The organism is Vibrio sp. Vb1980, from assembly GCF_033338615.1.
Taxonomy (GTDB): domain Bacteria; phylum Pseudomonadota; class Gammaproteobacteria; order Enterobacterales; family Vibrionaceae; genus Vibrio; species Vibrio alginolyticus.
The window spans coordinates 1-23,089 of record NZ_JAWOSZ010000018.1 but is presented as its reverse complement, the minus strand read 5'-3'; the positions used below and the strand labels follow the sequence as shown (position 1 = coordinate 23,089).

Here is a 23,089-nt window from a genome sequence, read left to right as displayed (position 1 = left end):
TTATTTTTATTCTTATGAAATTTATTATTAGATATAAATGCTATTTTACTAAAATTAGAGTGCGTGCGTTTTTATTCTAATTTTCCCGTTGAGAAAGAATACACGCACAGTGCATAAAACGTGCATTTTTATTCTAAATTATGCATTATTAAAGTGAATTTATTCGTTATGCTTCTTCGTTTTACACGTGAGTGTATTCAAGAAAGCATCATAAACACGCATAGAAAGAGAAAATAACCACATTAAGTGTCAATTAGGATGTTCTGAATATTAAAAAATGCCATTCTTTGTTAATTTTTTGTTTCTTTGTGTGGTCGGTTTAATATTTAGATTCAAATAACCGATAAGAATCGCAGTGGTATGATGTTTGTTTGTGGCTTTTCATCGCAATCCATGCCATATTTCACCGGATCAGCATACTCAGTATCGGGTATTGTGTTTCCATCAAGTAACTAATCTGGAGCCAAAACATGTCTCACGAAGATGAATATCTATCAGTAGAAGAATTAATTGAGATTCAAAAGGAAGAGACTCGCGATATCATTGCAGCATTGCTAGAAGATGGCAGCGATCCAGATTCGCTATACGAAATTGAGCACCACCTGTTTGCCGAAGATTTTGACACGCTAGAAAAAGCGGTAGTTGAAGCATTCAAGATGGGCTTTGAAGTTCTTGAAGCAGAAGAAACTGAAGATGAAGATGGTAACAAGTTGCTTTGCTGTGATGCGACTATGGAGTCCGCACTAGACGCAGAAGCGATTGATGCGCAAGTTGAAAAATTGATTCACTTGGCAGAAAAATACGACATCATCTATGACGGTTGGGGTACGTACTACGAAGGCGAAGATGCGCTTTACCCTGAAGAAGATGAAGACGACGAGTAATCAAAGCTCACTACTTTTGGAAAAACCAGCGTTTAACGCTGGTTTTTTTATTCCTTGAAAAACTGACGAATGTGGAGGCGATAAATAATTCACATTGAGTTTATAGGGGATTTCTCCCTATAATGCGTGAAAATTGATCTAGCTCAAGGTGTATATGCAACTCTCACTCGCCGGTTTATGGCAAGTCTCTCCACTGACGGACCTTTCTATCCCACAGGATGACATTACTTTCCCTGCTCCTTTGAGTCAGGTATTGCCAGCTGAACTGACAGAAGAAGCAATTCGTCAGCAAGAGTGGCACCTGATGCATGACATTGAAGTGGATGAATCCATGATGGCATTCCCAGCGGTAGAAATGGTGTTGGGTGGTGTGGATTACCATGCAGAAGTGCGTTTGAACGGAGTAGCATTGTTTGACTGTGACGGTTCTCAAAATGTCTACAAGAAAGACATTCGCCCGTTCATGCAGATGGGGCGCAACCGTTTTGAGATCCTATTCCTTGAGGAAGAAGAAGATCTTCTGTTGGATGAGGATAAACCGGAGTTGTGTTCACTTGCAGATCATGAATACCAAAAGAGTGACGAGCGCTTAGGGGTATGGCAAGAGCCGTATCTGCAGTTTATTCGCAATGTGCGTTTAGACCGCGTGGCTACTGAACAGATTTGGCACCACGGTGGTGGTTGTGAGTTTAAGGTGGATTTGTACTACCAAACTTTTGCGCCGGGTTTAGTATCGGCATCGGTTAAGTTCAATGGCATGACTTACCATATTCCTATTGATGTCCGAGCGGAGCATGCGAGCGCTTTATTCCAGATCGAAGCGCCAAAGTATGCCGATCTTACTGATCCTGATCCAAGTGATCTCTACCAGTTGTCTGTTGAGTTGGATGGGCAGCACCAAAACTTCACTGTTGCCTTGAGCCAGGAGCTTTGTGTTACCCATGTTGTGCTTTAACGTCTAATAATATTATCTATTACAGCATCTTAATCATTACGACTTCACATGCATCATGCCCTGTTTGTCCAAGCGGGGCATCGAGATGCTCAAAGCCTAGCTTTTCATACAAGCTTACCGCTTCTCTCAGACATTCAGTTGTCTCTAAATAGCACTGCTGATACCCAAATTGTTTCGCCAATTGTAAGCTCAATGCGACGATGCGTTTGGCTAAACCGTGTCCTCGTGTTTGAGGTAAGAAGTACATCTTTTGTAGTTCACACACATTTGGCTCGCCCGCTAAAGGGGCAAAGCCACCGCCACCAACGATCTCTCCGCGATGTTCAATGACCCAATAGGCGGCCCCGCATTGATTGTAAACCGAATACATATCATCAAGCGTTGGATCGGCCACACCATAACCTTTGTCTGCGGTTAAGCCGTATTCTGCAGAGACTTTACGAATCACATCTGCGACTTGCGGGTTGTCTGCTTTAGTAAGAGGTCGAAGAACGTATTCCTCAGACTGACACACTTTTGTTAGCCCTTTTAGGTAAGTCTCTAGACCAAGTTTGAGTTGCTCTTGCTCGCTGTCATCGAGTTGGGTAAGCAGTTGTTCAAAGAAGTGGTTTTGCTGTTGGTCCAGTTGTGATAACGCCTGTTGGCCTTGCTCTGTAATCGCTACGAGTTGACTACGTTTGTCTTTTGGGTTTTCGATGCTCTCGACCAAACCTAATTTAATCAAACCAGTAACGGTTCGGCTCGCGTTGGACTTGTCGACATTAAGCTGCTGTGCCAGCTGATTGATGGTCAATGGCTGCAATTGGATTTCACCCAATGCGTGCGCTTGCACTGGAGTGAGAGCGACATCGCTGCATTGTTTATCAAGCATACCAAGCAATCGGACGGCTTGACGGGAGTAGTGTCGAAGTTGACGAGCGTTCATTATCACTTACCTCTAAAAATAAAGTTGCGCACCGCAATTAAATTAATTGCGGTGCGCAACCTTGTCAATGGTAAATGTCATTTTTCTCGTTAGGAGACGTAGTGAGCCTCCATGTTTAAGCGTGGTGATGTAAACAAAACTGCGGTGCTGGAGCTTTTTCTGATGATTTACGCATCCATACTTTCTCGTGGAAGTAGTAAGCCACCGTGTTCAAACTCGGCTCTAGCATCGCCATTACGCCGCCGACGAATGCATCACCTGTTAGTAAGTAAACCACGGTAAAAGCGACGCTGAAGTGCACGGTCGCAAAGCTTGCGGTTTTTAATTTGGTCATCCACTGACGAGCTTTAAGTGCTGGGACTTTTGCCCATGCCTTTTCATGAAAGTAGAAGGCTACGGTGTTCACTGAAGGCTCAATCATGGCAATTAAACTACCAATTAGAATGTCGCCTGTGAGTACGTAAGCGACACTAAATGCGATAGTAAAATGCAGTGCTGCGAAAGTTAGTGTCTTTTTCATGATAATTACTCAATCGTGTTTGTTTCGATGAGTTCATTATCGATAATAATTCTCATTAATGATAATGGGTAATGAGTATTGTTGTGATAGGGGGAAGCTATTGATGATGGTTTTGGTGAAATGTATACAAAAAAGGTTGGCCATGATGACCAACCTTTTGAACCAAAAGTGAGAAGTGTTAATTCTTCTCTTTCACTGAGGCTTAAAGCGCAGCGATCGTTGTCTTCTGCTCTTCTAGCTTAGCTAGCGTTTCTTTGTAGCCTTCAAGCTTCTCACGCTCTTTAGCAACAACTGCTTCAGGTGCTTTCGCTACGAAGCCTTCGTTACCTAGTTTGCCTTCGATACGCTTGATTTCGCCGTGAGTTTTCTTGATTTCGCCATCTAGACGAGCAAGCTCAGCATCTTTGTCGATCAGACCTGCCATTGGGATCATCAACTCAGACTTACCAACCAGTGCTGTCGCACATGCAGGAGTTTGTTCGCCAGTTTCAAGCACGCGTACTGCTTCTAGCTTCGCTAGTGACATCAGTACTTGCTTGCTTGCTTCTAGACGAGAGGCATCTTCTGCATTTGCTGCTTTCAGCATAACGTCAAGCGGCTTACCAGGGTTGATGTCGTATTCAGCACGTAGGTTGCGGATGCTAGTGATGAACGCTTTCACCCACTCGATGTCGTCTAGCGCTTCTTGGTGGAAGTTCGCTTCGTCAAACTGAGGCAGAGTTTGTAGCATGATTGTCTCGCCCTCAACACCGTCAACTAGTGGCTTGATGCTTTGCCAGATAGTTTCTGTGATGTAAGGAATCACAGGGTGAGCTAGACGTAGCGTCTTCTCAAGTACCGTGATTAGTGTACGGCGAGTACCACGCTGTTGCGCTTCAGTACCTTTCCATAGAACGGGTTTAGTTAGCTCTAGGTACCAGTCACAGAATTGGTTCCAGATGAATTCGTAAAGTGTGTTCGCAGCCATATCTAGACGGAAGTTGTCGATATGGTTGTTGAACGCTTTCGCTGCTAGTTCAAACTGAGACTCGATCCATTTGTCTGCTAGTGAGTATTCAATCTCACCACCGTTGAAGCCACAATCTTGCTCTTCTGTGTTCATCATTACGTAACGGCTTGCGTTCCATAGTTTGTTACAGAAGTTACGGTAACCTTCAAGACGCTTCATATCCCAGTTGATATCGCGACCTGTTGATGCCATTGCTGCAAGAGTGAAACGCAGTGCGTCTGTACCGTATGCTTCGATACCGTTTTCAAACGTCTTACGAGTGTTCTTCTCGATCTTCTTCGCTAGTTGAGGCTGCATCATGTTGCCACAACGCTTCTCTACGAGAGACTCTAGGTCGATACCATCGATCATGTCGATTGGGTCAAGTACGTTACCTTTCGACTTGGACATCTTGTCGCCGTTTTCGTCACGGATTAGACCAGTAACGTAAACCGTCTTAAATGGTACTTGTGGTTTGCCGTTTTCGTCTTTCACGAAGTGCATGGTCATCATGATCATGCGCGCAACCCAGAAGAAGATGATGTCGAAACCAGTTACTAGTACGTCTGAAGGGTGGAATACTTTCAGATCGTCAGTTTGCTCTGGCCAACCTTGAGTACCGAACGTCCATAGTGCAGAAGAGAACCACGTATCCAGTACGTCTTCGTCTTGGTGAAGTTCAATGACTGACTCTAGGTTGTTGTTCTTGCGAACTTCTTCTTCAGTGCGACCTACGTAAACATTACCTTGGTTGTCGTACCAAGCTGGGATGCGGTGACCCCACCATAGCTGACGAGAGATACACCAGTCTTGAACGTCACGCATCCAAGAGAAGTACATGTTTTCGTATTGCTTAGGAACGAATTGGATGTCGCCGTTTTCTACTGCTTCAACTGCGGTTTTCGCTAGAGGCGCAGTACGTACGTACCATTGGTCAGTTAGCATTGGTTCGATAACAACGCCACCACGGTCGCCGTAAGGAACTTGTAGATCGTGATCTTTCACTTCTTCAAGTAGACCTAGCTCGTCGAATTCAGCAACGATAGCTTTACGAGCGGCAAAACGCTCCATACCGTGGTATTTAGCTGGTAGCTCAGTGCTGTAAGCGTCGCTTGCTTCGCCGTTAGTGTTGAATACTTCTGCTGAGTCGCGGATGTTCGCGTCGAAAGTCAGAATGTTGATCATTGGTAGCTGGTGGCGCTTACCTACTTCGTAGTCGTTGAAGTCGTGCGCAGGTGTGATTTTCACACAGCCAGTACCTTTTTCCATATCTGCGTGCTCATCGCCCACGATTGGGATGCGACGATCAACGATAGGAAGGATGATTTCTTTACCGATAAGATCTTTGTAACGTGGATCTTCTGGGTTAACTGCAACACCCGTATCGCCTAGCACGGTCTCTGGACGAGTCGTTGCAACAACGATGTAGTCTTTGCCATCCGCTGTTTTAGCGCCATCTGCTAGTGGGTAGCGGAAGTGCCACATGTGGCCTTTAGTGTCTTTGTTCTCTACTTCTAGATCTGAAATCGCTGTGTGTAGCTTTGGATCCCAGTTAACTAGACGCTTACCGCGGTAGATTAGATCGTCTTCGTATAGACGTACGAAGACTTCTTGAACGGCGTTAGATAGACCATCGTCCATCGTAAAGCGTTCACGATCCCAGTCTACAGATGCGCCAAGACGACGAAGCTGCTTAGTGATAGTGCCGCCAGATTCGCCTTTCCATTCCCAGATTTTGTCGATGAAAGCTTCACGACCGTAATCGTGTTTTGTTTTGCCTTCTTCTGCAGCGATCTTACGCTCAACAACCATCTGAGTTGCGATACCAGCGTGGTCAGTACCTACTTGCCAAAGGGTGTTTTTACCCTTCATACGTTCACAACGGATAAGCGTATCCATGATCGTATCTTGGAACGCGTGGCCCATGTGTAGGCTACCAGTGACGTTCGGTGGCGGGATCATGATGCTGTATGATTCTTTAGTAGTGTCACCGTGTGGCTTAAAGTAGCCTTTCTCTTCCCAAGTCTGATACAGAGCTTGTTCGATTGAAGTTGGGTTGTATGTCTTTTCCATAGCGCTCTTTTAATGGATACGTTGATGGTTGAATCTTAGTCAATCTTTATAAGTGAGGGATCTTAACAAGATCGCCTTAACTATAAGGATTGACCGTTAAGGATATTGAATTTCGATCGTTTGCAGCTGGTAACCTGCTTGACGGTAAATTTTATATCTTTCTCTTGCGAGTTGTTTAGCTTTTTCTTCGCAGGGCACGAAGTCTACCACTTGAGCAAACTTGTTCGCAAAGGTTGTCTCATTTTCCGCCAAATTAATTACCAGCTGACGGTTCCAATTAGGTTTTACACCTTCATGGCCGATTTCAATATTGGTGGCGTATTTCGGTCCCTCGCCTACGAGGTTATGTGCCATGAACTTGTCTGCATCAACTTGCCAAAAGGCTTCAGCGAGCTGCTCGGCGTGTGGTTTGTCTTGGCAGTTTAAATACACTTTAGCGCCTTGGCGAGCAAAGTGCTGAGCCAAAAACACGATGTATTCTTCAAAGCCAGCCACCGTTGCTTGCGGGCTCTCTTCGTTAATGATGTAGAAGGTTGCAGTTTGCATCATTCTCTCACTTGCCTTGGGTCTCTTCCTAAGACCATCTTAAGTCCCACTTTCATTTTAGAAAATTAGGATAATAAAAAAGGGCCTTGCGGCCCTTTTAGATTCTGTTCAGAAATTACTCTTCTGTCTCTTGGCCGCTGCGGTTCAAAAGGAATTGGACAAGCATTGAGACAGGACGGCCCGTTGAGCCTTTCGCTGCGCCTGATTTCCACGCGGTACCTGCGATATCGACGTGTGCCCAGTTGTACTTCTTCGCGAACTTAGATAAGAAGCAACCCGCAGTAATTGTGCCACCAGGGCGACCACCAATGTTTGCCATATCCGCAAACGGGCTTTTCAACTGTTCGTGGTACTCGTCTGCCATTGGTAGACGCCATGCACGGTCACTCGCTTGCTCAGAAGCGTTTACTAGCTCATGAGAAAGAGGGTTGTGGTTAGAGATTACGCCGCTGATATGGTGGCCTAGTGCGATAACACAAGCACCAGTTAGCGTTGCAACGTCAACCACGCAGTCTGGTTCGAAACGCTCTACGTAAGTCAGTGCGTCACAAAGAACAAGACGACCTTCCGCATCCGTGTTCAGAACTTCTACAGTTTGACCAGACATGGTCGTTAGGATGTCACCTGGACGGTAAGCGTTGCTGCCAGGCATGTTTTCACAGCCCGCTAGAACACCAATAACGTTGATTGGTAGGTTTAGCTTCGCTAGCGCTTTCATTGTACCGAATACCGATGCCGCACCACACATGTCGTACTTCATCTCATCCATACCTTCGCCCGGCTTTAGAGAGATACCGCCTGAGTCGAAGGTTAGACCTTTACCTACGAGCACAATCGGTTTTGCATCTGAGTCAGGGTTACCTTTGTACTCGATGATAGACATCATAGATTCGTTTTTAGAACCACGGCCTACTGCTAGGTAAGAGGTCATACCCAGTTTTTCCATCTCTTGCTCACCAATGATCTTGGTGGTTACGGTTTCGTAATCGTCAGCAAGACGACGAGCTTGAGAGGCTAAGTAAGCTGGGTTTGCTACGTTTGGTGGCATGTTGCCAAGGTCTTTTGAGGCTTTGACACCTGATGCGATAGCAAGACCATGAGTGATTGCTTTTTCACCCAAGTTCAATTCACGACGCGTTGGTACGTTGAAAACAAGCTTGCGCAGTGGGCGGCGAGTCTCAGGTTTCACGCTCTTGAATTGATTAAATGTGTATAGACCATCTTTAGTCGCTTCTACAGCCTGGCGCACTTTCCAGTATGTATCACGACCCTTAACATGCAGTTCAGTTAGGAAACATACCGCTTCCATTGAGCCTGTCTCGTTAAGTGTGCTGATCGTCTTTTGAATGATTTCCTTGTACTGGCGCTCGCCAAGTTCACGCTCTTTGCCGCAACCGACAAGTAAAACGCGCTCTGACAAAACACCTGGTACTTGATGCAGTAGCAGCATCTGACCAGGTTTACCCTCTAGATCACCACGGCGAAGTAGTGAACTGATGTAACCGTCACTGATTTTATCAAGTTGTTCGGCTACTGGAGAAAGGCGACGTGGTTCAAACACACCAACAACGATACATGCGCTACGTTGTTTCTCTGGACTGCCACTTTTTACACTGAACTCCATGCGTACTCCTACATCCTGAAGACAAATTGCTCTAAATGTTAGATAATGATCGCTTACTTGTTGAATTTTAGCTCCAGGCTTACATGCAGAGCTGATTAAGCGACTAACATCTAGTTTATAATTTTTAAAAAAATAAATGGTTCAACGGGAAACTATAGTGATTCGACCAAAAAAACAAGTTTTGTATAGGTAATTTCAGCGTGATTATTGTTAGATATTTGATCCGCGAAACACTCAAGAGCCAATTTGCGATTTTTTTCGTACTTTTTTTGGTGTTTGTAAGCCAGAAATTCATAAGTGTTCTTGCTGATGCTTCTGATGGGGATATTCCTGCTGGATTGATTTTCTCGATTGTTGGTTTGAATATGCCAGCAATGGGTCTGTTAATGCTGCCTTTAAGTCTGTATATCGGCATATTGATCACATTTGGTCGTCTGTATGCAGAGAGCGAAATTGTCGTAATGAACGCGACAGGTATTGGTAATAAATTCTTGGTTCAAGCGGCCTTATACCTAGCGTTGATTACTTCAGCGGTGGCGGCTTTCAATGCGTTGTGGCTATCGCCGTGGTCTCAAGACCGCGTTGAGCAGCTTTATGAGCAGGTAGCGTCAGAAAACAGCGTTGACCTACTTAAAAAAGGTCAGTTCCAAGGTACACCAGACGGTTCATCGGTTGTGTTCATCGATGACATTAAAGACAATACCTTGAGCAACGTTTTTGTTGCGCAGATGCGCCCTCGAGATTCAGTGTTACCGAGTGTGATGTTCTCATCTTCTGGTGAAGTAAAAGAGCTTTCGGACGGTCGTCAGATCATCACTATGAAAGAAGGTACGCGTTATGAAGGTGTGCCTACTCGCGTTGAATATATGATCACGAAATTCGATGAATACGAAGGTGTTATCGGCCAACGTGAGGTCAAAAAGAAAGGGCGAGACTGGGAAGCATACCCAACGGTTGACTTGATAGGTCACCCAGATCCAGAGGCGCAAGCGGAGCTACAATGGCGAATTTCGTTATTTGTGTGTATTCCACTCTTAACAATGCTCGTTATTCCTTTGTCTGCGGTGAATCCGCGTCAGGGACGGTTTGCCAAAATGGGGCCTGCGATTCTGATCTACCTAGCGTATTTCTTGGCGATCAGTGCAACCAAATCTGCATTAGAAGATGGTGACATCCCGGCTGCTATTGGTATGTGGCCAATCAATACGATGTTGCTGATTGTTGCTATCATGGCGAATATGATGGACAGCGTTGCTGCTAGACGAATAAAAGACAAATTCCGCAAGAAGAGGCTCGCGTAAGCTGTGTTCAAAATCTTAGACCTTTACATCGGTAGAACCATCATCTCTACCACTGCCTTGGTTTTAGCGACGTTTGTTGGCTTATCGGGCATCATCAAATATGTAGAACAGCTACGTAAAGTAGGGCGAGGTGTGTACGACCTCACTCATGCGTTGTACTTTGTGTTACTCAGTGTGCCGCGTGATATCGAAATGTTCTTTCCAATGGCGGCATTACTCGGTGCCCTGATCGGCTTAGGTATGTTGGCTTCAAGCTCTGAGCTGGTGGTGATGCAAGCTGCTGGTTTCTCTAAGCTAGATATCGGGTTATCGGTACTCAAAACGGCCGTCCCGCTCATGATAGTCGTTATGGCGTTAGGTCAATGGGGCGCTCCTGAGGCCCAGAAGATGGCCCGTGACTTACGTGCGTTTGCGATATCAGGTGGTAGCATTGTGTCTGTGCGCTCAGGTGTGTGGGCTCGTGACGCAAACGACTTTATCTTTATAGGTAAAGTCGAAGACGACAAGCTTTATGCTTTAAATATGTGGCGTTTTGATGATGATAAGAATCTACAAAAAGTTATTTTCGCCGAAGAAGTCGACTACCAACAAGATAACAACTGGCTGATGCGCTACGTACAAATTACGGACATGGAAAATGAAAACGTAATTTCGAAGCAAGACATCGAACAGATGGAGTGGCACACCTCTTTGGCACCAGATAAGCTAGCCGTGGTGACCGTGAAGCCAGAAGAACTGTCACTGAGCGGTTTGTATGATTATGTGACTTACCTAAAAGCATCGGAACAAGATGCATCTCGCTATGAGTTGGCGTTTTGGCGTAAGTTGACTCAGCCGCTTTCAATTGCTGTGATGATGTTAATGGCGCTATCTTTTGTTTTCGGTCCACTCAGAAGCGTGACCATGGGGGCAAGGGTATTGTCGGGCGTGGTTGCCGGGTTTACTTTTTACATATCCAGTGAGTTCTTTGGCCCATTAAGCTTGGTGTATGGCATATCCCCAGTGTTTGGTGCTTTGGCCCCGAGTTTGGTGTTCTTAGCTATTGCGATTGCACTGCTACGAAGAAAGCTATAACTGAAGCATCATCGAATAAACCAAGTTTTACCGAACCAAATGTAAAAGGAAGGCATTACGCCTTCCTTTTTTGTGTTCCTAGACAAGTTAATTTGCCTTAGGTAATACAACAACCTCTGTTTTGGCCCAAATGTCGTGGAAACCACGTTTCTTCGGATCAATCGGTACAGTCAGATTTGCCAAGCCAAAGCCAGATGTCGAAATACGAATCAGAGCTTGAGTTACCGTAATTGGTGCTCCGTCTTTGGCATTGCGAACTCGAAGCTTCCAAGCGCGCATCCCAAGAGTTTGTCCTGCTCGCGTCCAGAAGAACACAAAGAAATATATCCACACACCCGCAAGATAAAGTGTAAATAGAGGGCTGAATACAGGGTGCTTTCCGAGCATATCTGCGGCATCAGCGTACTCGCCATAGCTCAACAATCCTGCTGCATTTAGTGCAAACACAACGGCCATAACAATACCAGCGGCCATCATTTCAATTGCGATAATAATCAATGTGTCGTAAATCAACGCTGCAAGTCGGCGAAAGAGACCAGCAGGTGGAAGAGTTGTAGACGTTGTCATTATTCCATCACTTACCTTAAAAATTGTGCGTCAGAATATAGATTCCCTCACCAAGAGAAAAGAGACCTAACGCACAGAGTCTTTAATTGTGTATAAACGAAGAGACTTTTCTGCCCTACGTTATCAGCACATGTCATGATACACGAGGCCGTGCAGCAATATGTTTCAACTGAATTCGACTCTCTTAACCATTGGCTTTTTGGTCTGTGACCAGATTAGATAGCTGAGAGAGTTGGTGTTTCTCATCTTCGGTATAATGTTGGCTTAATGAAAGCTCTAAAGCTTTTTCTGACAGCTTGATTGCTGGTGACAAAAATAACTTAGGGTGCATACTAGAGAGAGCTAGCAAGGCCTTTTGTAGGCGAATCTGTATTTGGAGTTGCGCTGCACCATCGTGTGCTATCGGCAAAAAGACATCATCAAACAAATCCTGGCAGCTCAATGCGGGCACAAATAGTCTAGGATATCGAGTTTTGGTAGGCGGCTCACTGAGTAGGTCTCCCCATAATGAAAGTGCTCGTACAGAACGCCCAAGAACGTCAATTGCGGTGCCATTATCATTTACAGCCGGAGATAGTGCTCGTGAGGCGATTTCCGCCATAACGACTAAACCAAAGCGAGGGTCCTGATCATATGAACGCTCCGTTCGAATCGTGAAGGCTGCCGTTACTTCGCTTTCGTCTGGCAATTCACCACAAACCCAAGCCAATGGTTGACCTACGTACACAAAACTTCCCGGTTGTCGCTCAAGGTAGATGGTGCATTGGTTTGCTTCAGCAATACTATCGAGGTGATGCATATCAACATGCTGTAAGTAGCCAATTTCTTGGCTCAAAATAGGTTTACTTCCTCTGGGCTTATGCTCTGGGTGGCTCCATGGGTGAGCACCTAGCCAGCGCTCTTTGCCCCGTTTTCTTATCGCATCTAACAAGGCTTGCTCTACGTATGAAGTGGTTTCACTGACCCTTCCTAGTACGGAAAGGTGCTGAATCCAACGTAGCAGAGTGAGTATGATCATCACGATTACGGCGATAGTCACGATGAATAGATAAATTTGTGCTTGTTGATGATAGGCCCCAATACCTAGCGCGATAATTCCTACCAAACTAAATAGAAAAGAGCCAAGAAAGGTTGCTAAGGCATTTTGTGTTGTGCTGTCTTCCATCAACAGTTTTGTCGCTCGCGGCGTTACCCCTGCACTAGCGGCACTGTACGCTGAGACCATAATATTGAGAGAGAATGTAGTCACTGCAAGCATGGAGGTTGCGAGGATATTTAATATGTTGTTCAACAAATCCTTGCTGACGTTGATGGCAGGGGGCAGAGTAATGAACTGGTTTAAAACAATCGACATTAAGGCGGTAGCAACAGCTAGTAATGCGTAGAGTGACGTCCGGACCCACAGTTTTCGTGTCATCTGTTTCAGTAACCACTGCCATTTTGACCCAGTCATTCTTTGCTCCTATTCAGTTCTCACTAGAAAGTCGATAGAAAATTCAGAAAGTTATTCTTGCTTAAGCATAGGTTAAATGCCCGTCGTTCTGCTTGATATTTCATGCATCACGAAAGTAAGAAAGCTGCTTGCTTCAAAGAATGGTGCTCTTGAGGTGTGAATTACCACGATTCTGTTACCTTAATTGATAGATGAATTAAAAGTATGTGATTGAAAAGAGGTAGCGCATGATTGTAATTACAGGTGCAAGTAGCGGCTTAGGGGCGGAACTAGCAAAGCGTTATGATGCGGAAGGCAAAGAGACGTATGTAATAGGAAGAAATACAGAAAAACTATCCGCACTAGCAAAACAACTCTCTCATAACGTTGGTTATCAAGCTTGCAACCTCTCATTGCACCAAAATGTGAAACAGCTCTTTGATGGGGTGAAACAGTCCCCTGAAATGGTCATTCATAGTGCGGGAAGTGGTTATTTTGGCTTACTGGAAGAGCAGGAGCCGGAAGAGATTCAAAAGTTGATTGATAACAACCTGAATTCTGCGATTCATGTGCTAAGAGAGTTAGTAAAGCGTTACAAAGATCATCCAATAAAAGTGGTCATGATCATGTCCACAGCCGCGCAACAACCTAAAGCGCAAGAGTCTACGTATTGTGCAGTGAAATGGGCCGTCAAAGGATTAATTGAGTCGGTTCGTTTGGAGCTAAAAGGAAAACCTATGAAAATTATCGCGGTTTATCCTGGTGGAATGGATACGGAATTCTGGAAATCAAGCGGCAATACGATGGACACGAGTCACTTCATGCAAGCAGAAGATGCCGCAGAGATGCTCCATAATGCGTTGTCGAGCATTGGGAATGGTTATGTTTCTGATATTACAGTGAATAGAACTTAAAAAGAGTTTCGTATACTCATTTTCATCTGGAAGAGTAGTAGAAAATGGAGCGTACGTTTCTTATGAGTACAGCTTTGTCACACTTTGTGGCGAAATTATCAGCAAACGATAGTTATTTAAGGTATTTCTGCTTGCGCAGGTCAAAAGCTTACGTATAATGCCAACCATCAAAGGGCAATAGCCCAAAGATGCCGGTGTGGTGAAATTGGTATACACGACGGATTCAAAATCCGTTGCCTTCGGGCGTGGCGGTTCAAGTCCGCCCACCGGTACCATATTAGAAAGGTCGCTTTTATAGCGGCCTTTCGTCGTTTTAGGTGTTCGTAAATATCAAAAGAAAGTTAGCGTTGCCTTCGCGGTGGCGGCAGGAATGCCAGTCCAATCAACTCCGTCCACCGGTACCATATTTTAAGACAGAGCCTCGATGAAAGTCGGGGCTTTGTTGTATCTGGATCTTCAAAACAAAAAAGCGCGAGGGGTATGCCTCGCGCAAACTACTACATGGTGATAGTAGGAACAGCCTATAGAGTTGTGAACAAGGTATTCTGAGTGTTCGGAGTCCAGTCTGCTTGGGACACGTGCGGTACATCAACTAGATAACGCAAACCTTGATAAGTCACCACATCGCCTTGTTTATAGGAAACATTCTGAGTCCAGTTAGTGGCTGGGTCTGCATTTGTCCAGAGGCTAGAGGTTGGAGACGGTGCCCAATCTTGTTGTGCAGTATGGTTTGTTACAGCCTGGTATACAGTACCTAGGTGTAAGACGTAATCGCCAGCGTCGTAGTTATGACCAACTTGCCAGTTCGGCGTGTAGTTATCCATTGTGTCGAAGTCGTAACCCGCTTGTTTTGCTAACTGTATAAACTTAGCGAGCTTAGGCAGGTTTTGCGTTGCCCCCATGCCACGCTTACCATCTTCAAATAGGAACTCGTGAGTTAATACGATAACTTTATCGGCGTGTAAAGGTGTACCACATGGGAACTCTTGAGCTTTGGAGTTGATCGGGTTAATCGTTGTTGGTGCACAAGTGTTTAACGCGGAATCCACATATCCAAGAAATGCTTCTGCTTCTGTAAGGCTGTTTGCTGGCATTTCAATGCCCCAATTTTCGGGTGCCCAGTCCACATCCCAACCGTGAGTTTGATAGCCGTTATTCGCTAGGATATTTTGAACCTCGATAGCTGCTTTTACACTGTTGGATGGGTTGGATGTATCGCATACATATCCTGGTTCCCAAGGTTTCAGGTTATCAGACGTGGCACATAACCCATCTGCTTTGAAGTCTTTCGTCACGCGCCAACCGTTGGTGTAGGGCAGTCTAGCAAACTCTGTTGCCTTGTAGTTCGGGTAGCTTGTAATGTTCGGCAAATACTTTGCTAACACAGATAAGTTTTCCGTAAACATTGAGGCATCGTAAACAGGGTCTTGATACGAGTTAAGCTGGTGGTCCCCGGTCGCATTACACTCCGCAGCACTGTTCGGTCCAAACTCATCCACGCAGTTGTGCACCATGTGATCGTAACTGTGGTTCGCAACAATATGACCAGTGTCTAATGCGAGCTTTAAGGCTTCTAGGGAACGGTCTTCATTCTCATCACCAATTCCATCTAAATGCCAAGCATTAAAGTAAAACGTCGCTTTGATATCTTCCTGGTTAAGTACTTGAATAACGTCAATAGATGCATTGATTGGTCCATCATCAAACGTTAGATAAATGGTGCCTTTAGAGTCGGTTTGAGCAAATGAGTGTTGTGATAGTGCGGCACTTACAAGCGCTGCAATAGCCAATTTATTAAATTTCATTCTCTATTCCTTTTAAGAAATTAATAACGACGTTGTCAGTAGTAAAATATTGATAATTTGAAACTTAATGTGATGTATTAAATTATTTTATGACTTTTATCCTAGACCTAAATAATTACAAAAAAATAGGTAGTATTTTCTAAATTGGGATTGTGTTCACGAATAATGCAACCGGTTGCGCTTTTTTGTCTTGGTTATTTTTGCTACAGTTTTTACAGGTTGAAATTTACACAACGGGAGTAAGGCTATGAAAAAGATCCTTTTATGCTGTAGCGCAGGGATGTCAACCAGTATGCTTGTTAAGAAAATGGAGCAAGCTGCTGAAAATAAAGGAATTGAGTGCAAAATTGATGCAATGTCAGTGAATGCGTTTGAAGATGTAATTAAAGAGTACGATGTTTGTCTTCTCGGGCCTCAAGTACGTTTTCAGCTAGAAGAGCTAAGAAAAACGGCGCAAGAGCATGGTAAAAACATTGATGCTATTTCTCCTCAGCATTATGGAATGATGAAGGGAGAAGAAGTACTAGAGCAAGCATTAGAATTAATTAACTAAACTATAGTTTTAAATTAAAAAGATAACTGTACATCAAATATAAATATTTGATGCGGGATTCTTTTGCCTAAAATAAGGATGGATTCTATGAAGCTTTATGACGCAATTATAGGCGCAGTCGAAAAGCATATAGCCCCTATAGCAGCTAAAGTGGGGAATCAGCCCCATGTTCGCGCAATGAGAGACGGTTTTATTGTCGCAATGCCGTTTATTATTGTCGGCAGTTTCATTTTGATTTTTGCATTCCCCCCATTTGCCGAAGATACAACCTTTACTTTTGGTCGAATTTGGCTCGATTTCGCCACTACACATTTTGATACCATAATGATGCCCTACAACATGTCGATGGGGATCATGACTATTTTTGTTTCGCTGGGCGTTGCTTATAGTTTAGCGAAGGCTTACAAGATGGATGGGATCACGAGTGCTGTATTGTCACTAATGTCTTTTTTACTCATTGCGGCCCCAGCTAAAGATGGCGCGTTGTCTATGTCTCACATGGGCGGAACCGGGATCTTCACCGCAGTGATGTGTGCATTTTTCTCGGTGGAGCTCTACCGTTTTATGAAAAAGCACAATATTACGATTCGCATGCCAGAGCAGGTGCCACCGGCGATTGCGCGATCATTTGAAGTATTGCTACCAGTCTTAGCGATATTCATTACCTTATATCCACTTAGCCTTTTCGTACAAACCCAGTACGACATGCTGATTCCAGACGCTGTTATGGCTATCTTTAAACCGCTAATTAGTGCGTCTAACTCATTGCCTGCCATTATTGGCGCTTTATTGCTTTGCCAGCTGCTTTGGTTTGCGGGTATTCATGGTGCTGCAATTGTTGTTGGACTGCTTTCTCCAATCTTTTTGACCAACATTGGTGCCAACATTGAAGCCTTTGTTGCAGGTGAACCGATTCCAAACGTATTTACTCAACCGTTCTGGGATTTTTACATCTTTATTGGCGGCTCTGGTGCAACACTTGCTCTTGTTATGCTGATGTCGTTTAGCCGTTCTGTTCACCTTAAGAGCATTGGTCGAATGAGTGCGGTGCCTGGCTTTTTCCAAATCAACGAACCAGTGATCTTCGGTAGCCCAGTTGTGATGAACCCGACCTTGTTTATCCCGTTCGTCTTCGCTCCAGTCATCAACGCTACGATTGCGTATTTTGCTGTGCATGTCGGCTTTGTGGGTATGGGTGTCGCTACAACACCTTGGACAACACCGGCACTGATAGGTGCTTCGTGGGGTAGCGGTTGGACCTTTGCGCCAGTATTGCTCGTCATTGGTTTATTGATTCTTGATCTAATCATCTACTTCCCATTCTTCAAAATGTTTGAGAAGCAAATGTTGGAGCAAGAACTACCAACGACGAAGGAAACTAAAGGTGACACGCAGCCGTCAGGCGAAGGCGTTACTGCTTAACTGTGCTTAATGGGCCGCAATTACCGCGGCCCGATTTTCGGAGAGAAAATGATGGAACAAGAATTGGTTGTAATGGAGATCATTTGCAATGCTGGTGAAGCCAGAAGTTTAAGCTACGAGGCATTGCGTTTATCTCGAGAACAAGATTTTGAAGCGGCTGATGAGAAGCTCTCTCAAGCAAGAGAGTGTATTAATAAAGCCCACTTAATACAGACTCAGCTTATTGAAGAAGATCAGGGAGAAGGGAAAGTCCCGATGACGTTAGTGATGGTGCATGCTCAAGATCACCTAATGACTACGATTTTGGCTCAAGAGATGGCTGTAGAAATCGTCGCACTGAACAAAAAAATCTCGAACAAATAAAGGGGGATGAAAATGTCTAGAGAGGCGATCAAACTTGCCATTATTGGCGGTGGTAGTAGCTATACCCCGGAATTGGTTGAAGGGGTTATTAAGCGCTTAGAATATTTACCCGTTAAGAAGATTCATTTTGTGGACATTGAGTCAGGAGCTGAGAAGCTTGAGATCATCAAAGGATTGGCTCAGCGAATGGTCGATAAAGCCGGCGCAAAAATTGAGATAAAAGCCGGTTTCGATCGCCGTGCTGCGATAAAAGATGCAGATTTTGTGATGACGCAGTTTCGTGTTGGTGGCCTTGCTGCACGCGCTAACGATGAGCGAATCCCAATCAAGTACGACGTCATCGGCCAAGAAACAACGGGCCCTGGTGGTTTTGCTAAAGCACTGCGAACCATTCCGGTCATTCTTGATATCTGTAAAGACATTGAAGAGTTGGCTCCAAACGCATGGATGCTCAATTTCACCAACCCAGCGGGTTTAGTTTCCGAAGCGGTCAGTAAGTACACCAAAGTAAAGAGTATTGGTTTATGCAATGTGCCCGTTTCAATGGAAATGATGATTGCAGAAATGATGGAGTGCGAGCCAAAAGAGCTACAACTTGAGTTTGCTGGGTTAAACCATCTCGTGTGGGTACACAAAGCATGGCTCAATGGGGAAGATATTACTCAAACGGTATTAGAGAAAGTCGGTGATGGTGCCAACTTCAGTATGAAGAATATCTGGGAAGAACCGTGGGATCTGGCATTTCTAAAAGCACTGGGGGCGATACCATGTCCTTATCATCGCTACTTCTATCAAACTGATGCCATGCTTGCTGAAGAGAAACAAAGTGCCGATGAAAAAGGCACTCGTGCTGAGCAGGTAATGGAAACAGAAAATGCGCTATTTAAGCTCTATCAAGATCCTACCCTCGATCATAAGCCGAAAGAGTTAGAGGAGCGGGGTGGTGCTTATTATTCTGATGCATCACTGAACCTAGTTGATTCAATTTATAACAATCGTAATAGTATTCATGTTGTTAACGTTTTAAATAATGGAGCGATCAACGGCCTACCTGACGATGCTGTGATTGAATGTAGTGCCGTGATTGGTAGCTGGGGGGCGAAACCTCTTGCGGTTGGCGAGTTGTCAAACAATATCAAAGGATTACTCCATCAAGTTAAAGCGTATGAGCAGCTAACAATAGAAGCTGCTGTCGAAGGTAATTATAACAAGGCGCTTATGGCATTAACCAATAACCCATTGGTGCCTGACATTGGCCGCGCCAAGTCAATCCTGGATGATATTCTGGCGGTGAACGCTCCGTATTTACCTCAATTTAAACTAACGACGTTGTAAAACTAAGGAAGGGCGCCGATGAAAGTCATTTTTAATGCTGATGATTTTGGTTTAACGAGAGGTGTAAATAGCGGCATCGTTAAAGCTCATCAGCAAGGTGTGGTTCATTCAACCACCATGATGGTGGGTATGGATGCTGAGCAACATGCCTTAGAACTAGCTCGCCATAATCCAGACTTGAAAACTGGCGTTCATCTTAGGTTTACAGCAGGTGTGCCTATAACGAAGCATCCTAACTTGACCAACGGCCGATCGCACTTTATCAACTATGACGAACTTTGGAGTAAGCAGGACTTCGAAACTCAGGTCATTTATGATGAAGCAAAAGCTCAGGTGGAACATTTTTTATCGCTTGGGTTAGAGCTAAGCCACTTAGATAGCCATCATCACGCGCATACTCACCCTCAAATTTTGCCCGTTATTAAAGAAGTAGCGAATGAATACAGAGTGCCACTGCGGGGCACTGGCTTGTGTCAAGAATCGATGACAATCAGGTATATCTTTACTGATGAGTTTTATGATCAAAAAGTGAGCTTGGATGGCTTAATGGCACATCTATTGAGCTTAAAAGCTGACTATTACTTGGTTGAGGTGATGTGCCACCCGGCAGAGGCCGATCAGGCGCTTATCTTAAAGAGTGGCTATGCGCTTCAGCGAGAGCTAGAGTTACAAGTTCTTACCTCTCCCATTTTAAAAGAACAGTTAGCTCATCATGGCATAACTGTCACGGATTACTCTGAGCTTGTTTCTACCAATCAAATGGTCGGTGTATGATTAAAGGCTGCCAGCTTCGCCCCCTATAGCACCTTACGAATTGCTGGCAGCCGTTCTACACAAACGAATATTTAATAACAATTGCAGTTGGACCCAATAGCATTATGGCAAGGATTAAAGATGTAGCCGAACTCGCCGGTGTAAATCGCTCTACCGTTTCTCGAATTATTAATGGAGAGGGGAAATTTCGCGAGGAAACTCGAAAAAAAGTAGAGCAAGCTATGGCGCAATTGAATTATCGTCCTAGTGCAATTGCTCGTTCACTCGCAACCTCATCCAGTAATATGGTTGGGTTATTGGTGACTTACTATACGGGGGGCTTCTTTGGCGAGATGATGGAGCAGGTTCAGACCGAGCTGGATATTCATAAGAAGTTTTTGATTACAGCTCAAGGCCATCATTCTGCACAAGGTGAAAAAGAGGCAATTCAGCGTTTTAATGATTTACGTTGTGACGGCTATGTACTTCATAGTCGTTATTTGTCAGATGATGACTTACGTGAATTAGCTAAACAGCCAACACCTTTCGTTCTTCTGGATCGCTACGTGGAAGGAATAGAAGAGCGTTGTGTTACCTTTAACCATCATCATGCAAGCCGTATTGCCGTTGAGCACCTTTTAGCTGGTGGTCATCGAAAGATTGCTTGTATTGCCGGTCCATCCCAACGTCATAACAGTGTATTGAGAAAGCTTGGGTATATTGATGCAATGAAGGATGCTGGTATAGATATTGATGAAAGCTGGTGTGAAGAAGGGAATTATGGTCGGCAAAGTGGTTATGATGCAACGGCTGCAATTTTACAACGACACCCTGATGTGACGGCTGTCTTTTCGTGCAGTGAAGAAATGACGGTTGGCGCAATGCAGTACTTACACGAGCACAGTATTTCTGTACCAGAGCAAATCTCATTAACTAGCTTTGACAGTGTTGATCTTTGTGAAAGTCTTTACCCTACAGTATCAGCAGTGCACTTTCCTATCAGTGACATGGCCCGTGTAGCGGTACAAACGTTAATGGGGCTAGTCAAAGATCAAGAAGTAATAGACAAGCCAGTGTTCGAGGCCAAGCTTAAAATACGCAAAGCAGATCGCTCCTTAAAGTAGCTTACTTCTATCTAATTAAGTGAGTCGCTTAGAAATAACGGTTTGATGTTTTGATAGTTACTGATGAATTTATTCACAAAATTTACTAGTATTCTAACTCTCTTAAGAAATATAAATCAGTAGTGAATAAGTGGCAGCCATTAAACTAACGGTCGATCGTATTCAACCCGGATTACATATCCGTCTTCCGCTAAAGTGGAACGATCACCCCTTTCTACTCAATAGCTTTAAGATTAAAGACCAAGAGCAAGTCGAGATGATCCGCCACCTCGGCGTAAAGTTCGTTTACTTTAATCCAGAGCAAAGCGATGCCGTTCCACTCCCTGTTGATCAAAGACAAGCTGACAGAGTAACAAATGAAGCGTCGTTAGATCATGAAACTCAAAAAATGTGGCAAGAAAAACAGAACCGCATAGAAAAGTTAAGTGCATACCGTCGACGCGTGATTCAGTGTGAAAAAGAGTTTGAGCGCTCTCTGGCACGTATGCGTTCAGTCATGACTAAAATCCGTAACCGTCCGACAGCAGCAGTTGATGAAGCAAAGCTTCTTATTGAAGATATCGTCGAGAAGTTAATGTGCGATGATAATGTTACGTTACATCTGATGAACGGAAAAAATGAGTTTGAAGATATTTATTTCCACTCATTGAACGTGGCTGTTATCTCGATGATGATTGGCCGTGCTAAAGGGTACTCAGCAGCACAGTTGAAAGAGCTTTCCTTCTCCGCACTATTCCATGATATCGGGAAAATAAAAATCCCGACTGCAATATTAAGAAAGCAACTACCTCTAACAGAGCCAGAAACCAACTACTTAAAGTTGCACACTAAATATGGCGTCGATCTTGCGAGTCAAATCGAGGCTTTTCCCGAAGTCGCGAGAATTGTGATCGCGCAGCACCATGAGCTAAGAGATGGGTCTGGTTATCCTAAAGGCCTGAAAGGAGATGAGATCAACGAGTTTGCTCAAATTATTGCTGTAGCCAATGCGTTTGATAACTTGTGTCATACACCGATAGTCTCAGATCAAAAGATTCCTTATACCGCACTCTCTCATTTATATAAGAACTGTAAACACCTATATAAAGAAGAGAACCTGAACATCCTAATTAAGTTTATGGGCGTGTTTCCTCCGGGTACCGTAGTTCAGCTTTCTAATAATATGGTCGGCCTGGTTATCTCAGTGAATGCATCGCATTTATTATTCCCGAATGTCTTGGTTTACGATCCATCAGTACCAAGGACGCAAGCGCCAATCATTGATCTTGCCTCAAAAGATATAAAGATAGTTAACGCGATTCATCCGTCAAAATTACCGGATAAAGTAAAAGAGTATCTAAATCCGCGTTCGCGTATTTCTTATTTCTTTGATAGTGATGAGTAGTTATCCACAGCTTTTTGTGGGTAAATTGTATAAATCCTGAGTGTTATTTCTGGGTAATTTTAGGGTTGGATGGAAAGTATCCATTTGGCATGTTTTTTTAGAAAAAATGCATTTTTAGTATTGCCAAAGAAAATCTTCTCCCTATAATGCGCATCCATCGACACGGCAGACGCCACAAGGCTTTAGCAGGGTCGAAGAGGTAAAAAGCTTCTACAAAAAATTAGTTTAAAAAAGTGTTTGACACTAACAACTAAATCGCTAGAATGCACCTCCGCTTTGAGAGAAAAACTTCTCGCAAAGCAAGCTCTTTAACAATATAGACCTATCAATCTGTGTGGGCACTCGTTGATGATAATCCAATTCGATACTTCGGTATCAAATTAGGTTTCAATGAAACGAAGTGACCATTCGAATTGGGAAGCAGCCTTGAGCTGTTTTGTTTTACTTTTTCAAAAGTAAAAACCAATAAGAGCACAGTCAATTCAAACATTACTTCTGCTATTTATTAGCGAAAGGAATGTTCAGTATTCATTGAGCCGAACAAAAT

At 44.1% G+C, this 23,089-nt stretch carries 20 protein-coding genes and 1 tRNA gene; 13 read left to right on the top strand and 8 right to left on the bottom strand.

All coding sequences use genetic code 11. The annotated features are described in order from the left end of the window. The first annotated feature begins 470 nt into the window (after positions 1–470). Together rraB and R7F64_RS20345 are read left to right on the top strand one after the other, a co-directional pair. Positions 471–884 (top strand): ribonuclease E inhibitor RraB, encoded by a 414-nt coding sequence (gene rraB, locus R7F64_RS20350; RefSeq protein WP_005381081.1) that lies wholly within the window; start codon positions 471–473, stop codon positions 882–884. A 154-nt stretch (positions 885–1,038) separates the two neighbouring features. Beyond that, on the top strand, positions 1,039–1,839 hold the full coding sequence (locus R7F64_RS20345) for a glycosyl hydrolase 2 galactose-binding domain-containing protein (RefSeq protein ID WP_104975633.1): 801 nt from the start codon (positions 1,039–1,041) through the stop codon (positions 1,837–1,839). Positions 1,840–1,858: 19 nt separating this feature from the next. Here the strand turns inward: R7F64_RS20345 and R7F64_RS20340 are convergent, their stop codons facing one another. The 5 genes from R7F64_RS20340 to pepA form a co-directional block, all read right to left on the bottom strand. Beyond that, positions 1,859–2,764, bottom strand: coding sequence for a bifunctional helix-turn-helix transcriptional regulator/GNAT family N-acetyltransferase (locus R7F64_RS20340; RefSeq protein ID WP_104975632.1), 906 nt, complete (start codon positions 2,762–2,764; stop codon positions 1,859–1,861). A gap of 115 nt (positions 2,765–2,879) precedes the next feature. Further along, positions 2,880–3,284, bottom strand: coding sequence for a DUF2061 domain-containing protein (locus R7F64_RS20335; protein ID WP_005381078.1), 405 nt, complete (start codon positions 3,282–3,284; stop codon positions 2,880–2,882). A gap of 202 nt (positions 3,285–3,486) precedes the next feature. After that, positions 3,487–6,345, bottom strand: coding sequence for a valine--tRNA ligase (locus tag R7F64_RS20330; RefSeq protein ID WP_104975631.1), 2,859 nt, complete (start codon positions 6,343–6,345; stop codon positions 3,487–3,489). A gap of 96 nt (positions 6,346–6,441) precedes the next feature. Beyond that, positions 6,442–6,891: a DNA polymerase III subunit chi gene (locus R7F64_RS20325; RefSeq protein WP_031777270.1), complete on the bottom strand. Its 450-nt coding sequence runs from the start codon at positions 6,889–6,891 to the stop codon at positions 6,442–6,444. Between the two features lie 115 nt (positions 6,892–7,006). After that, positions 7,007–8,515 (bottom strand): leucyl aminopeptidase, encoded by a 1,509-nt coding sequence (gene pepA / locus R7F64_RS20320; RefSeq protein WP_005381073.1) that lies wholly within the window; start codon positions 8,513–8,515, stop codon positions 7,007–7,009. Between the two features lie 200 nt (positions 8,516–8,715). Here pepA and lptF point away from each other — a divergent pair, with 200 nt between their 5' ends. Then, a complete protein-coding gene (gene lptF, locus R7F64_RS20315; RefSeq protein WP_170897657.1) occupies positions 8,716–9,816 on the top strand; it encodes an LPS export ABC transporter permease LptF in 1,101 nt (366 codons plus the stop codon). Positions 9,817–9,819: 3 nt separating this feature from the next. Continuing rightward, complete coding sequence (lptG, locus tag R7F64_RS20310) at positions 9,820–10,890, top strand: LPS export ABC transporter permease LptG (protein WP_005381071.1); 1,071 nt, start codon at positions 9,820–9,822, stop codon at positions 10,888–10,890. A gap of 87 nt (positions 10,891–10,977) precedes the next feature. On the opposite strand, the gene R7F64_RS20305 is transcribed toward lptG, so the two are convergent. Further along, positions 10,978–11,457 carry an RDD family protein gene (locus tag R7F64_RS20305; RefSeq protein WP_005385535.1) on the bottom strand — a complete coding sequence of 160 codons (480 nt, stop codon included), beginning with the start codon at positions 11,455–11,457 and terminating at the stop codon, positions 10,978–10,980. Between the two features lie 184 nt (positions 11,458–11,641). Further along, entirely contained in the window at positions 11,642–12,910 is a 1,269-nt protein-coding gene (locus R7F64_RS20300; protein ID WP_005385537.1) for a DUF2254 domain-containing protein, read from the bottom strand. Positions 12,911–13,137: 227 nt separating this feature from the next. On the opposite strand from R7F64_RS20300, the gene R7F64_RS20295 reads away from it, so the two are divergent. Then, positions 13,138–13,803, top strand: a complete 666-nt coding sequence (locus R7F64_RS20295) for an SDR family NAD(P)-dependent oxidoreductase (RefSeq protein WP_318072043.1) — start codon at positions 13,138–13,140, stop codon at positions 13,801–13,803. Positions 13,804–13,993: 190 nt separating this feature from the next. Next, positions 13,994–14,078 (top strand) — tRNA-Leu (locus tag R7F64_RS20290). A 246-nt stretch (positions 14,079–14,324) separates the two neighbouring features. Here the strand turns inward: R7F64_RS20290 and R7F64_RS20285 are convergent. Continuing rightward, positions 14,325–15,608, bottom strand: a complete 1,284-nt coding sequence (locus R7F64_RS20285; RefSeq protein WP_158156880.1) for a carbohydrate-binding protein — start codon at positions 15,606–15,608, stop codon at positions 14,325–14,327. A 247-nt stretch (positions 15,609–15,855) separates the two neighbouring features. Between R7F64_RS20285 and R7F64_RS20280 the strand changes: the two genes are divergently transcribed. The 7 genes from R7F64_RS20280 (at position 15,856) to R7F64_RS20250 (ending at position 22,542) form a co-directional block, all read left to right on the top strand. Continuing rightward, positions 15,856–16,161 carry a PTS sugar transporter subunit IIB gene (locus R7F64_RS20280; RefSeq protein WP_020480920.1) on the top strand — a complete coding sequence of 102 codons (306 nt, stop codon included), beginning with the start codon at positions 15,856–15,858 and terminating at the stop codon, positions 16,159–16,161. Positions 16,162–16,248: 87 nt separating this feature from the next. Then, positions 16,249–17,583 (top strand): PTS sugar transporter subunit IIC, encoded by a 1,335-nt coding sequence (locus R7F64_RS20275; RefSeq protein ID WP_005381064.1) that lies wholly within the window; start codon positions 16,249–16,251, stop codon positions 17,581–17,583. A gap of 51 nt (positions 17,584–17,634) precedes the next feature. Further along, complete coding sequence (locus R7F64_RS20270; RefSeq protein WP_031777269.1) at positions 17,635–17,946, top strand: PTS lactose/cellobiose transporter subunit IIA; 312 nt, start codon at positions 17,635–17,637, stop codon at positions 17,944–17,946. 12 nt (positions 17,947–17,958) lie between these two features. Continuing rightward, positions 17,959–19,281, top strand: coding sequence for a 6-phospho-beta-glucosidase (locus R7F64_RS20265; protein ID WP_064377288.1), 1,323 nt, complete (start codon positions 17,959–17,961; stop codon positions 19,279–19,281). Between the two features lie 18 nt (positions 19,282–19,299). Next, a complete protein-coding gene (gene chbG / locus R7F64_RS20260; RefSeq protein WP_318072042.1) occupies positions 19,300–20,055 on the top strand; it encodes a chitin disaccharide deacetylase in 756 nt (251 codons plus the stop codon). Positions 20,056–20,159: 104 nt separating this feature from the next. Then, entirely contained in the window at positions 20,160–21,158 is a 999-nt protein-coding gene (locus tag R7F64_RS20255) for a LacI family DNA-binding transcriptional regulator (protein WP_318072041.1), read from the top strand. A gap of 130 nt (positions 21,159–21,288) precedes the next feature. Continuing rightward, the gene (locus tag R7F64_RS20250) at positions 21,289–22,542 is read left to right on the top strand and encodes an HD-GYP domain-containing protein (protein WP_005381029.1); all 1,254 of its coding nucleotides are present in this window, start codon (positions 21,289–21,291) and stop codon (positions 22,540–22,542) included. Positions 22,543–23,089: the final 547 nt, after the last annotated feature.

Excerpts from the sequence above, each read along its gene's own strand:
- rraB (WP_005381081.1), top strand. The coding sequence starts at position 471 with ATGTCTCACGAAGATGAATATCTATCAGTAGAAGAATTAATTGAGATT.
- R7F64_RS20345 (WP_104975633.1), top strand. The coding sequence starts at position 1,039 with ATGCAACTCTCACTCGCCGGTTTATGGCAAGTCTCTCCACTGACGGAC.
- R7F64_RS20340 (WP_104975632.1), bottom strand. The coding sequence starts at position 2,764 with ATGAACGCTCGTCAACTTCGACACTACTCCCGTCAAGCCGTCCGATTG.
- R7F64_RS20335 (WP_005381078.1), bottom strand. The coding sequence starts at position 3,284 with ATGAAAAAGACACTAACTTTCGCAGCACTGCATTTTACTATCGCATTT.
- R7F64_RS20330 (WP_104975631.1), bottom strand. The coding sequence starts at position 6,345 with ATGGAAAAGACATACAACCCAACTTCAATCGAACAAGCTCTGTATCAG.
- R7F64_RS20325 (WP_031777270.1), bottom strand. The coding sequence starts at position 6,891 with ATGCAAACTGCAACCTTCTACATCATTAACGAAGAGAGCCCGCAAGCA.
- pepA (WP_005381073.1), bottom strand. The coding sequence starts at position 8,515 with ATGGAGTTCAGTGTAAAAAGTGGCAGTCCAGAGAAACAACGTAGCGCA.
- R7F64_RS20305 (WP_005385535.1), bottom strand. The coding sequence starts at position 11,457 with ATGACAACGTCTACAACTCTTCCACCTGCTGGTCTCTTTCGCCGACTT.
- R7F64_RS20300 (WP_005385537.1), bottom strand. The coding sequence starts at position 12,910 with ATGACTGGGTCAAAATGGCAGTGGTTACTGAAACAGATGACACGAAAA.
- R7F64_RS20295 (WP_318072043.1), top strand. The coding sequence starts at position 13,138 with ATGATTGTAATTACAGGTGCAAGTAGCGGCTTAGGGGCGGAACTAGCA.
- R7F64_RS20285 (WP_158156880.1), bottom strand. The coding sequence starts at position 15,608 with ATGAAATTTAATAAATTGGCTATTGCAGCGCTTGTAAGTGCCGCACTA.
- R7F64_RS20280 (WP_020480920.1), top strand. The coding sequence starts at position 15,856 with ATGAAAAAGATCCTTTTATGCTGTAGCGCAGGGATGTCAACCAGTATG.
- R7F64_RS20275 (WP_005381064.1), top strand. The coding sequence starts at position 16,249 with ATGAAGCTTTATGACGCAATTATAGGCGCAGTCGAAAAGCATATAGCC.
- R7F64_RS20270 (WP_031777269.1), top strand. The coding sequence starts at position 17,635 with ATGGAACAAGAATTGGTTGTAATGGAGATCATTTGCAATGCTGGTGAA.
- R7F64_RS20265 (WP_064377288.1), top strand. The coding sequence starts at position 17,959 with ATGTCTAGAGAGGCGATCAAACTTGCCATTATTGGCGGTGGTAGTAGC.
- chbG (WP_318072042.1), top strand. The coding sequence starts at position 19,300 with ATGAAAGTCATTTTTAATGCTGATGATTTTGGTTTAACGAGAGGTGTA.
- R7F64_RS20255 (WP_318072041.1), top strand. The coding sequence starts at position 20,160 with ATGGCAAGGATTAAAGATGTAGCCGAACTCGCCGGTGTAAATCGCTCT.